10 protein-coding genes are annotated in these 11,881 nt (G+C 40.2%); 5 read left to right on the top strand and 5 right to left on the bottom strand.

What is annotated here, in order from left to right; all coding sequences use genetic code 11:
* Together AC1DPQ_RS05550 and AC1DPQ_RS05545 are read right to left on the bottom strand one after the other, a co-directional pair.
* Positions 1 to 261, bottom strand: a 261-nt coding sequence (locus tag AC1DPQ_RS05550) for a hypothetical protein (RefSeq protein ID WP_477608317.1), incomplete at its 3' end; no start/stop codon positions are given.
* Between the two features lie 115 nt (positions 262 to 376).
* Entirely contained in the window at positions 377 to 727 is a 351-nt protein-coding gene (locus AC1DPQ_RS05545) for a cupin domain-containing protein (protein ID WP_477580536.1), read from the bottom strand.
* Positions 728 to 944: 217 nt separating this feature from the next.
* Between AC1DPQ_RS05545 and AC1DPQ_RS05540 the strand changes: the two genes are divergently transcribed.
* From AC1DPQ_RS05540 to araA, 5 genes are all read left to right on the top strand, one after another.
* Complete coding sequence (locus tag AC1DPQ_RS05540) at positions 945 to 1,397, top strand: VOC family protein (protein ID WP_477580538.1); 453 nt, start codon at positions 945 to 947, stop codon at positions 1,395 to 1,397.
* Positions 1,398 to 1,586: 189 nt separating this feature from the next.
* On the top strand, positions 1,587 to 2,477 hold the full coding sequence (locus tag AC1DPQ_RS05535; RefSeq protein ID WP_477580540.1) for an alpha/beta hydrolase: 891 nt from the start codon (positions 1,587 to 1,589) through the stop codon (positions 2,475 to 2,477).
* Between the two features lie 149 nt (positions 2,478 to 2,626).
* Positions 2,627 to 4,327, top strand: coding sequence for a ribulokinase (locus tag AC1DPQ_RS05530; RefSeq protein ID WP_477608315.1), 1,701 nt, complete (start codon positions 2,627 to 2,629; stop codon positions 4,325 to 4,327).
* On the top strand, positions 4,324 to 5,025 hold the full coding sequence (locus AC1DPQ_RS05525) for an L-ribulose-5-phosphate 4-epimerase (RefSeq protein ID WP_477608314.1): 702 nt from the start codon (positions 4,324 to 4,326) through the stop codon (positions 5,023 to 5,025). The genes AC1DPQ_RS05530 and AC1DPQ_RS05525 overlap by 4 nt, the downstream gene beginning before the upstream one ends.
* A 447-nt stretch (positions 5,026 to 5,472) precedes the next feature.
* Entirely contained in the window at positions 5,473 to 6,963 is a 1,491-nt protein-coding gene (gene araA / locus AC1DPQ_RS05520) for an L-arabinose isomerase (RefSeq protein WP_477580545.1), read from the top strand.
* Between the two features lie 390 nt (positions 6,964 to 7,353).
* Here araA and AC1DPQ_RS05515 read toward each other — a convergent pair whose 3' ends face one another.
* From AC1DPQ_RS05515 to AC1DPQ_RS05505, 3 genes are all read right to left on the bottom strand, one after another.
* Positions 7,354 to 8,373, bottom strand: a complete 1,020-nt coding sequence (locus AC1DPQ_RS05515; RefSeq protein ID WP_215126998.1) for a zinc-binding alcohol dehydrogenase family protein — start codon at positions 8,371 to 8,373, stop codon at positions 7,354 to 7,356.
* Between the two features lie 87 nt (positions 8,374 to 8,460).
* The gene (locus AC1DPQ_RS05510) at positions 8,461 to 9,249 is read right to left on the bottom strand and encodes an SDR family oxidoreductase (RefSeq protein ID WP_477580547.1); all 789 of its coding nucleotides are present in this window, start codon (positions 9,247 to 9,249) and stop codon (positions 8,461 to 8,463) included.
* A gap of 95 nt (positions 9,250 to 9,344) precedes the next feature.
* Entirely contained in the window at positions 9,345 to 11,606 is a 2,262-nt protein-coding gene (locus tag AC1DPQ_RS05505) for a DUF5703 domain-containing protein (protein ID WP_477608319.1), read from the bottom strand.
* Between the last annotated feature and the right edge of the window lie 275 nt (positions 11,607 to 11,881).

The following is an 11,881-nucleotide window of genomic DNA, read 5'->3' as shown; positions in this document are numbered from 1 at the left end:
ATCCGAAGGCTCATAGTATAACCTCAGTGCCTGACATCCGTCCAGACCAAGATACCTGAACCATTCTTGCGGGTTTTCGGCAACGGTTGTACGTTTTCCTGCTGAAAAGAAATATTTTTTCTTTTCGGTAGTAAAAAAGACCTTTTCGCAGAACTGGAAAGTGCTATGATGTTGAACGAACTCTTGGTGTGTGCCCGGATCGGCAATACACTTGTTTCCATATGCAACCAAAGCGATGAGCTGGGCCAGGGTTCCTGTCATGTTTTATTTGAGTGTGTTAGATAAAAAATAGATCATGAAAGATATACCTTTCAATTGATTACTCAAAATTATTTACAGGTATGTTTATCAGAAGGCATAAACCAAAATGCAATGATCAACTTGCATCGCAGCTCACCGTTTCCATTTCAGCAAGTTCGAAGGTAAGGTTCACCGAACGTCCATCAAGCGGTCTGGTACAGTGCTTAACCCTTGCAGGAATGGTGAATAGCTGTCCCGGTTTCAGCTCAACCGTACGGTCCTCAAGATCAATTAATAAAGTGCCTTCAATGCCCATAAAGGTTTCATCACTATTGGGATGGTAGTGCCAGTAAAAGGGCTCCGTCATTACCCCAACCCTTACAACATGGTCATTAAAGAGGGTAAGCGGAATATTTTTGTATCTGCTTACACCAGCGGTTTCCTGCTCAATATCAATCACCGTAAGCTGAGGTATGGTCTTGATCATTTTTTATTTTAGCCTTAAAATTACATATTTTCTGATTTAAACCCTATTAACAGGTGACTACATCTTTAATACCGGAGTCATCAATGACTGAAAGGTAGCGGGACACCTGGTGCGCATAATGCATATCATACCCGCTGTTCCGATCTGTACAATTTATTCCATAAAGCATCGATTAGCTTTGTGAAATTCCTTAATTTTAAATTATAACCAAATCCTTATGGAACAGAACCAATTGATCAGAATGGATAATATGGGCATTGTTGTGGCATTGCTTGACAATGCAATCTCTTTTTTCACCGAAATCGGACTGAAACTTGAAGGCCGGGCAACAATCGAGGGAGAATGGGCAGGTAAGGTTACGGGACTGGGTAACCAGCACGTGGAAGTGGCCATGATGGTTACCCCCGACGGCCATAGCCGACTTGAAATTTCACGGTTTCTTACTCCCCTTACCATTTCAGACCACCGCGAAGCACCGGTTAATTCTCTTGGCTACCTGCGTGTAATGTTTACGGTTTCAGATATCGACGAGTTGTTGCCAAGACTGCAAAAACACGGCGCCACATTGGTTGGTGAAGTTGTTCAATATGAAGACGTTTACAAACTTTGCTACATCAGGGGATCAGAAGGTCTTCTAATCGGGCTTGCGCAGGAGCTTAAAAGAAGATGAGCGCATGGCTAAGCTGATAGCTTAAAAGATATTGGAATTGGACCTGTGTGATAATTCGGTACGGCTAAATTCAAAGCCTTAAGATATTTCATGTTAATTTTAGCCATATTGGCCCAATCCTTCCAAAGAAATTGCTAATTTTCGGCGAATCTGATCAATAAGATAGATTCTGCCTAAAACCGCTATTTAATGAAAGTACAAGCGTATACCTTTAAAATATTTTTTGTTACCTTATTGATTTTTTGCCAGCTAATGGCCATTGCACAAACCAAAAAACAAAAAGCTGTGAGTACCACTAAAGCTTTCGTGCTTGGTGTGGTAGACGAAATCCAATCAAAAGAATTGGCTGAGAAAAGAATCTTGAACATTTACCTTCCTGAAGGCTATCAACAAAACGATACCACAAAATATCCTGTAATTTATTTGCTTGATGGTTCTGCAGATGAAGATTTTATCCATATTGTAGGTCTGGTACAGTTTAATAGTTTCGAATGGGTAAATCAGGTGCCTAAATCAATTGTGGTGGGCATTGCCACTGTAGATCGGAAACGGGATTTTACTTTCCCAACATCTATCGAGGGCGACAAGAAAAGGTATCCTACAACAGGCCATTCGGATAAATTTATTTCGTTCATCGAAAAAGAGCTTCAATCCTATATTCAGGCAAAATATAAAACGGATGCGAACAAAACCCTTATTGGTCAATCTTTAGGTGGTTTGCTGGCCACTGAAATCCTGATTAAAAACCCTACACTTTTTAATAAATACATTATCATTAGTCCTAGTTTATGGTGGGACAATGCTTCGTTGTTGAATCAGGATTCCGAATTAAAGGAAAATACTTTTAAGCAACAAACTGATGTTTACATTGCTGTTGGTAAAGAAGGCCTAACGCCAACCGAAATACCCAGGGTGATGGAAGTGGATGCAAATTTATTGACTGAAAAAATAAAAGGTTTCAAAAACAAAAATGTAAAAGTATATTTTGATTTTTTGCCACAGGAGAACCATGCAACGATTATGCACCAGGCGGTATCCAATTCTTTTAAATTTCTATACCCGGCAGTGAAAAAAGAATAGGTTTTAAAAAATATCCAACACTGGTGGATACAAAAACCGATATACAAATTCATGCTACTAAAACGTTAAAATGAAGGTTTTTGATTAAAAAAGCAATAAAATTTTTTAATTCAAATAAATAAACGTTAATTAGACATTTATTTATTGTTATGAGCACAGCAAACTATGTAATTGGAGTGGATTACGGGACAGATTCTGTCCGGTCAGTTCTAGTCGATACCGCAAACGGAAAGGAAATAGCATCGTCTGTTTTTCTTTATCCAAGATGGCAGAAAGGTTTATATTGTAAACCGGCTGTTAATCAGTTCCGCCAGCATCCGTTAGATTATATTGAAGGTTTAACACACACTATAAAAGATTGTTTAACAAAAGCAGGTGGTGGCGATATTGCACATCTGGTAAAGGGGATTTCAGTTGATACAACCGGATCAAGTCCGGTGGCTGTTGATGCAACGGGTACTCCCCTTGTCCTGACCAAAGGTTTTGAAGAAAATCCAAATGCCATGTTTGTGCTTTGGAAAGACCATACCTCAGTTAAAGAAGCTGCAGAAATTAACGAACATGCTACTAAATTTAGTACCAATTACCTTAAATATGTAGGTGGTATTTATTCGTCAGAATGGTTCTGGTCTAAATTATTACACATATTAAGGGTCGATTCGACTATTAAAAAAGGTGCGRCATCGTGGGTAGAACATTGCGACTGGGTTCCGTTTTTGCTTTGTGGTGGAAACGACATTACAACAATGAAACGTAGCCGTTGTGCCGCGGGGCATAAAGCACTTTGGGCAGAAGAGTTTAACGGTTTACCTCCTGAAGATTTCTTTAGCAGTCTTGATCCGCTTTTAGCAGGCTTTAGAGATAAATTATTCACCGATACCTATACTTCTGATATTTCTGCGGGAACATTGAGCGAAGAATGGGCAACTAAACTGGGCTTAAGTACAGATGTAGTTGTTGGTGTTGGTGCATTTGATGCACACATGGGAGCGGTTGGTGGACAGATTGAACCTTACTACCTAAGTAAAGTAATGGGTACGAGTACCTGCGATATTCTGGTTGCTCCCAATCAGGATTTACATGGAAAATTGATCAACGGTATCTGCGGACAGGTTAATGGCTCGGTAATTCCGGGTATGGCAGGTTTAGAAGCCGGTCAATCTGCTTTCGGTGATGTTTATGCCTGGTTCAAGAATTTAATCAGCTGGCCATTAAACCATTTACTTACTGAATCTGATGTAATTGATGAAGCTACAGCTACTGCATTAAAGGCAGAGCTCGAAGGAAAAATAATCGCTAAGTTAAGCAACGAGGCTGCAGCTTTACCAGAGGGCGACTACGCCGAACTGGCAATAGACTGGTTGAATGGCCGTAGAACACCAGATGCAAATCAGGAACTTAAAGGCGCCATAACCGGTTTAGGTTTAGGAACAGATGCACCACGGTTTTTCCGTGCCTTAGCTGCCGCCACCTGTTTTGGTGCGAAAGCCATTGTAGATCGTTTTAAAGAACAGGGTGTTCCGGTTAAAGGAATTATCGGTATTGGTGGTGTAGCAAAAAAATCGGCTTATATTATGCAAATGATGGCGGATGTATTGGAAATGCCCATTAGAATCCATCGTTTTGAGCATACCTGTGCATTAGGTGCGGCAATGTTCGCTGCTGTAGCAGCTGGTATTTATCCAGATATCGAAGCAGYAATGGCGGCCATGGGAACAGGCTTTGAGAAAGAATACAAACCCAATATTAAAAAACAAAAACTTTACCGCCAGCATTACCAACAATATTTGGGACTAGGCAGGTACCTGGAGAAATACAATAAAAAAGATGTAAAACCTTACTTATCATGAGCAACTATCAAGATATAAAAGAGCAGGCTTACCAGGCCAACATGCAGTTGCCCAAATTGGGACTGGTACTTTTTACCTTTGGCAATGTGAGTGCTGCAGATCGGTCGAAAGGTGTTTTTGCCATTAAGCCAAGCGGCGTACCTTACGAAGATCTATCGCCGGAGAAAATGGTGATTGTAGATTTTGACGGAAATACTGTTGAAGGCAGTTTACGTCCCTCATCAGATACTAAAACCCATGCGGTTTTATATAAACACTGGGCAGAAATTGGCGGAATTGTACATACACATTCTACTTATGGCACAGCCTGGGCGCAGGCGCAAAGGGCAATTCCAATTTTCGGAACTACCCATGCCGACCATTTAACAGTAGATATTCCTTGTGCACCACCAATGGCTGATGAAATGATTAAAGGGAATTATGAGTACGAAACGGGGTTTCAGATCATGAACCATTTTGAAAGTTTGGGTTTAAGTTATAAGGAGGTCGAGATGATTTTGGTGGGTAACCACGCTCCTTTTACCTGGGGAAAAACAGCCGAGAAAGCGGTTTATAACAGTGCGGTTTTAGAAACCGTGGCGCAAATGGCTTTGTTAACAGAACAGATCAATCCGCAGGCACCAAAGCTGAAAGATTCGTTGATAGAGAAACATTACGAGCGTAAACATGGTGATGGTGCTTATTATGGACAGCTTTGAGGTAGTCTTTAGTCACGAGTCTAAAGTCTTTAGTCTTGGGTGCAGAGATAACGTTGCATAATAAGTTTTGGAAAGCAGGTACAGTAGTGCTTGGGGAACGAAAGCCCCGCCATTCGCTATAGTCCCGATGCTAATTTAGTGCCGATTCATCGGTAAAGAATCGGGAGCTGCCGCTGCTGTCGGGTTTAACTTAATAAGGTCTACCTAAGTAACCTAAACCTGATTGGAGTGAGCATCCCGATGTAAAATCGGGATAAAACGGAAAGCAGGACTACCCTAACCGATGAAATACGGAACCTTGCTTTTCAAAAAAAAAAGAATATGCATAATGTTCTGTGAGGACATAGCCCACGAAAGAAGAGTGGTAGGCTTTAAAAAAGATATACATAATGGTCTGTGAGGACACAGACCATGGCATTGAATAAATTAAAAATAACATAAATAGTAATGATTGATTTAAAAAAATTACAAGTTTGGTTTATTACAGGTACGCAGCATTTGTACGGTGAAGAAACCTTAAAACAAGTAGCGGAGCACGCTCAACAAGTGGCCGATTCGTTAAACCAAAATGGAAGTATTTCTGTTTCGGTCGTGTACAAACCGATTGTAAAAACTACAGAGGAGATTTTCGAAACCTTACAACAAGCCAATATTGATGAGAACTGTATCGGCGTAATTACCTGGATGCATACCTTCTCTCCTGCTAAAATGTGGATCAGGGGCTTAAATGTTTTGCAGAAACCATTATTACACTTACACACACAGTTTAATCGCGATATTCCTTGGAATACCATTGATATGGATTTCATGAATCTGAATCAAAGTGCACATGGAGACCGTGAATTTGGTTTTATGGTTTCGCGTATGCGTAAAGACCGTAAAGTAGTTGTAGGTCACTGGCAGGATGAAGAAGTAGCTAAACAGATTGATACCTGGTGCAGGGCTGCTGCCGGATGGCACGATTGGCAAGGTGCTAAATTCGCTCGTTTTGGCGATAATATGCGTTATGTGGCCGTTACAGATGGCGATAAGGTAGAAGCCGAAATGAAATTTGGTTTCGCAGTAAACACTTATGGTATAGGTGATTTAGTAGCAGTAATTAATGGAATAAGTGAGGAGTCTATTCAAGCGTTATTAAAAGAATACGAAGCGACTTACGAGATGACTGCCGATTTAAAAGTTGGTGGTGCCAGACATTCATCTGTTTATGAAGCGGCCAAAATTGAACTGGGTTTAAGAAAATTCCTGGAAGACGGAGGTTTTAAAGGGTTCTCTGATACTTTTGAAGATCTACATGGTATGATCCAGTTACCTGGGATTGCAGCACAACGTTTGATGGCCGATGGTTATGGTTTTGCTGGTGAAGGTGATTGGAAAACGGCTGCTTTGGTACGTGCCTGTAAAGTAATGGGTGCTGGTTTAGCGGGTGGAAATGCATTTATGGAAGATTATACGTATCATTTCGATCCGGCAAACTCGATGGTTTTAGGCTCACACATGCTCGAGGTTGATGCTTCATTGGCAAGTGGTAAAGCGAGTTTAGAGGTTCATCCACTGGGTATTGGCGGCAAAGCAGATCCTGCGCGTTTGGTTTTTAACGTTGCTGGTGGCGATGCTTTAAATGCATCTTTAATAGATATGGGCAACCGTTTCCGTTTATTAGTGAACGAAGTAAAAGCTGTTGAAGCTGAACATGATTTACCAAACTTACCGGTAGCCCGTGTATTGTGGAAACCACTACCTGATATGAAAACGGGTTGTGCGGCATGGATTTATGCTGGTGGTGCCCACCATACCGCTTATAGTCAGAACTTAACTACCGAGCATTTATTAGATTTTGCGAATATTGCCGGCTTAGAATATGTAAATATTGGTGCCGATACCAAAATCAATCAATTCAGGAATGAATTGCATTGGAATGAGGTTTTTTATAAATAATTTTAATAAATTAATGCTCAATAAAAAGCCGATAATCTTAGGGTTATCGGCTTTTTTATGCGATTATCATTCTGTGATTAACATCCCCTTTGACCGTCCTCCTGAACTTGTTTCAGGAGCTTAGCTTAATAGGCATAACCACGGTCATTCTGAAGCTTCGGGAAAGCGCTAAATAAATTGCTTTGGGGCGATAAAATCGCCATCCTCATGCATCCTCGTTACAAACGAGGACGATTTATGAGATAGTCACCCCTTGATCGTCCTCCTGAACTTGTTTCAGGATCTTTGAAAATGAATATTATATGTAATAGATGCTGAACTAAATTTACTGCGTAGCTTTCCGCTTTGCTACAGGTCAGCATGACGCCCCAGTAAAAGTATGGCTAAAGTTTAATTTCCTACACTAACCATCGCTTTAATCACTCCATTCTTTGGATCTAACCAGCTTTCAAACTCATCTTTTACTTCCTCAAATTTAACTTGATGCGTAATATAATTGGTAGGATTAACCAAACCAGCTTTCATTGATTTGATTACATGTTCAAAATCTTCAATGGTGGCATTTCTACTGCTCATTAATGTCGATTCGCGCTTATGAAACTCAGGGTGGTTAAAAATTAAATCTCCTTTTTGCAAGCCGATTAAAACGAACCTCGCTCCATGTGCCATATAGTTTATAGCATTGTTAATGGCCTTCTGATTACCTGTAGCATCGATTACTACCGTCGGCATATCGCCATTGGTAATATCACTCAGTTGTTGCACAACATCAGGCGAAAGCGCATTAACCACATGTGCTACCTTTAATTTATCTTTACAGAAAGCCAAACGGTCTTCGTTAATATCTAAGGCGATTACGTTGGCCCCGGCAATTCTGGCGAATTCCATCGTACCCAAACCAATTGGCCCGGCACCAATAACCAGAACAAATTCTCCAGGTTGAACATCTGCCCTACGCACACCATGCGCACCGATAGCTAATGGTTCAACTAAAGCGAGTTCATCATAACTCAAGCCCTCGCCATGTAAAAGTGTTCTTGATGGAACCTGTAAATATTCGCGCATACCACCATCAACATGTACACCACAAACCTGCATTTTAACACAGCAGTTTGGTTTGTTCATTCGGCAGGCAATGCATTCGCCACAATTAAAATATGGGATAAAAGTAACAGCCTCTCCTATTTTGAAACTATTGGCTCCATCGGCTTCAACCAATTCGCCAGATAACTCGTGACCTAAAACTCTGGGGTAGTTAAAGAAAGGTTGGGTACCTTCAAAGGCATGTAAATCGGTCCCACAGATACCGATTCTTTTAATTTTTATAATCGCATGGTCTTTTTTAAGCTCAGGTTTTTCTGTTTCTGAATATTCGAAAGTTCCAGGTGTAGTACAGGTAAGGGTTTTCATTGTAATTTATTTATTGTCAGTCTGAGCCTGTCGAAGACCATCAATAGTCCTTCGACAGGCTCAGGATGACATGATCTCGTAATTAATTTAAGCGTTCGCCAAAGCCCTGTCTAAATGAACATAGCCGCCATCAACATGGATAATCTGTCCGGTGGTATGACTTGATTTGTTAGACATTAAAAAGGCTGTCATGTTTGCAATTTCTTCAGCGGTTGTCATTCTATTTTCCAATGGAATTTTGGAAGTGATCTCTTTTAGTTTTTCTTCCGCATTATCTAAAGTCTCTATCCAGGTTTCGTAAGCAGGTGTCCAGCATTCGGCAACCACTACTGCATTTACACGGATGCCATATTTTAATAATTCAACAGCCCATTCGCGGGTTAATGCATTTCTACCTCCATTTGCGGCAGCATAGGCTGAAGTATTTCCTTGTCCGGTTTCGGCAGTTTTAGAGGTGATATTTACAATAGCACCTTTGCTTTTAATTAATTCCGGCAAGGCATGGTGTGCCATCAGATAATAATGCACTACGTTTTTATGTAACGAAGCCATAAAGTCTTTATAATTTCCACTTTCTAAACCTACTCCATCGTTAACGCCCGCATTATTTACTAAACCATCAATCCTTCCAAATTTAGCGACGATTTCTTTAACTACTTTTTCGCAATCCTCTGGATTGGAAAGTTCTGCAACAAATTGTTCCGCTTGTTTGCCTTGTGCAACAATCTCATCAACTACTTTTTGGTTATCTTCTGCTTTTCTACCTACGATTACCGCAATTGCATTTTCATTCGCAAATACTTCTGCAATGCTTCTACCAATGCCTTTTGCAGCCCCGGTAATGATAATAACTTTTTCTTTTAATTGTAAATCCATTTTTTACTAATTTTATATTGCTCGTCACCCTAAATTTATTTCAGGGTCTATCTTGTTGTTCAGATCCTGAAACAAGTTCAGGAAGACGATACCATTTATTTAATCATATTAATTACATCTGCCCTTCTTGATTCAGGCCATACTTTTAAATCTATTAATTTTCCATTCTTCAACTGCCCTTCAACGGTGGTTTGGTAAGGCGCATAGAGCTTGAAATGTACATCCCACTCTTTAGGCCATGCAGGGTAAAGATAAATTTTTTTTCCGTCTACCTGCATCAGCATTTCCTGTAAACCAATCATACCAGAGCCGCCCCAATTATGGTCTGGTGTCCAGTCGAAGCCAGGTCCCCAGAATGCCGGAAATCTCCTTCCTGAGTCTTTTAACTTTGCGGTGGTTAGATTTGCAGCATCTTCAGTTAAACCTAATCTGGCAGCAAAAATATTGTCCTGTTTCCAGCCTACAAAACTGCGGAATTTCAATACATCTGTATCGTATTTAAAGGTATTGATAGCGGTGTCTAAACCAGGTTTACCAATTCCATAAATGCCCCAGGGATAAACGGGATACAACTGCGGACTTTCGGTATTGTTAATGCGCTCCCAAAGTTTTGCCGGAGCAATTGTGGTGCGACCTTCAAATGCCCTAAAACTGATGGGTGGAATGGTTTTCAGCATTGCTTTCCATTCCAACTTTTGCTTTTCAGCTAAATTGGGACGCTCCAGAAGTCGTTCTAAAACGGTTTTTAGTGCGGCAATGGTTGAGGTGGCGTTATAGGCCATTTTATAGGTTTCAGCGCCCGATCCAGGATACAAAACCACATGTCCATCGGCATCTAAAACTTTTGCTCCGCGTTGTTTGGCTAAATAGGTATAATGTTCTTTAAAAAAGCTAAGTGAACTTTCAATCAATGGAAGATATTTTTCGATGTTATTGCCATTATACCTTTCTGTTTCCAATATCATCATACAGAACTCTAAAACAGTATCCCACTGGTATTCTAACCAGGCATTGTATTCCATGCCTTTGTTAAAATCGGCAGGACGTTTCCAGCCATATTCTGCTGGGTTTGGTAATCCAAAATTTTCCAATTGCTCTGTAAAACTGGCGCCATTATGTCCCCAGGCAGACTGTGTCCTGATTTCAGCATTTTTTAACAAATTCAGGTAGAAATCGAACTGAGGTTTCATCATTTCAAAATCGCCGCTTTTTAACATCGGCCAATAGACCAAACGTTGATTTTGAGCGGTGTGGGTACCTCCTCCCCAATTCCTGAAATCGGGTGTATATTTCAGCACCGTATCAGTAAGTTGTGGATCGAAGGTAAATAAACCGCCATTAAATTTCGTAGGGTATTTGCCAAAGGCATTGCAACCCAACATATACCTGAATAACTGATAATTTTTAGCCGATTGATTGGCTGATTCATCTTTCGAATCGATATAAATGAAACTCTTTTCAAAGTAATCATTCCACCATTTTATACTGGATTTATGCTTGTTATTGATTTTTAATGAAGTTAACTGTTTTTCCCAGTCAGAAATTGATTCAGTTTTAACTGTATGTAAAGCAATGGTAATGTGGCTTGAACGCGAAGGTTTTTTACTTTTCAACGTCCAGCCTTTAAAAGGTGTACTTAAATAGATACCTTCATCATTTCCTGCCTGAAACAGGTTATCTCCCTGCATCAATCCGCCGAAAATCATGTTTTTTAACGGATTGAACAATTCGGCTTTTCTATCATCAAGACCTTGCTGTTTTACTGTAATATCGAATACGGTCTCGGCTTTATTTTGATGGTAAAATTGAACGTTATTGTTTTTAAAAGCAATTTCATCTTTAAAGGTTTTTACAATGCCCTGAGGCGCCCATTTATACGAATTTTGGTTGTTCTCTTTGCCTTTTGTAATGCGGTCTTCAAAGCGCCAGCTTTCGTAACTGGCTTCTGTTGTGATGCTTTGGCTGGATTTAATGTCTAAATGGATAACGGGATTAAAAACATCTACCCAAACATTGATTTTCGTACTTAATTTACCATTTGAGCCTGAGATCTGCGCGTAACCATCTTTTAAGATCAGTTCTTGCTTAAATGTTTTCCCTTGAAAAGGGTTTGGGGATAATTTGAGTTTTACACGACCAAGTTTAAGCAAGGTATTATTCTCGTCGAAGGTGCCGCTTTTGGATAGATAGAGGTAAACATTACCATTTTCTACCCATAGGTTAAGGCCGATATCGCCACCACCTACAGGCATGGAGGCTGAGGAATTAAGGCTTTGGGTATTCCAAACCAAGTTAGGTGGGCTTTTTTCCTGTGAAAAAGCACTTGAAGTGAGGAAGCACAAAGACAGGGAGCACACCAAGAAAAGGTTGAGTTTTTTTGACCATATAAGGCCTATAACAACATATAAGTTTCTAAATGAAGTGCTTAGTGTGCTTTGTGCCTTTGTGGTTAGTGTTTTTTGGCCTGTGGTATTGAACCACCTAAGCCAGCTGAGAACACCTGAGGCATGGTTCAAAGACTTTGACCATATAAGACATATCAGAACATTTAAGTTCCTAAATAAAATACTTTGTGTCTTCGTGGTAAAATTCATTTTATAATTATTAATTCTCCCAATCATCGGTACGGAAT

This window comes from Pedobacter sp. 01T416_2 (assembly GCF_056398925.1).
The sequence above is the reverse complement of the archived record's forward strand: the minus strand, read 5'-3'. Positions and strand labels throughout refer to the sequence as shown.

Excerpts from the sequence above, each read along its gene's own strand:
- AC1DPQ_RS05545 (WP_477580536.1), bottom strand. The coding sequence starts at position 727 with ATGATCAAGACCATACCTCAGCTTACGGTGATTGATATTGAGCAGGAA.
- AC1DPQ_RS05540 (WP_477580538.1), top strand. The coding sequence starts at position 945 with ATGGAACAGAACCAATTGATCAGAATGGATAATATGGGCATTGTTGTG.
- AC1DPQ_RS05535 (WP_477580540.1), top strand. The coding sequence starts at position 1,587 with ATGAAAGTACAAGCGTATACCTTTAAAATATTTTTTGTTACCTTATTG.
- AC1DPQ_RS05525 (WP_477608314.1), top strand. The coding sequence starts at position 4,324 with ATGAGCAACTATCAAGATATAAAAGAGCAGGCTTACCAGGCCAACATG.
- araA (WP_477580545.1), top strand. The coding sequence starts at position 5,473 with ATGATTGATTTAAAAAAATTACAAGTTTGGTTTATTACAGGTACGCAG.
- AC1DPQ_RS05515 (WP_215126998.1), bottom strand. The coding sequence starts at position 8,373 with ATGAAAACCCTTACCTGTACTACACCTGGAACTTTCGAATATTCAGAA.
- AC1DPQ_RS05510 (WP_477580547.1), bottom strand. The coding sequence starts at position 9,249 with ATGGATTTACAATTAAAAGAAAAAGTTATTATCATTACCGGGGCTGCA.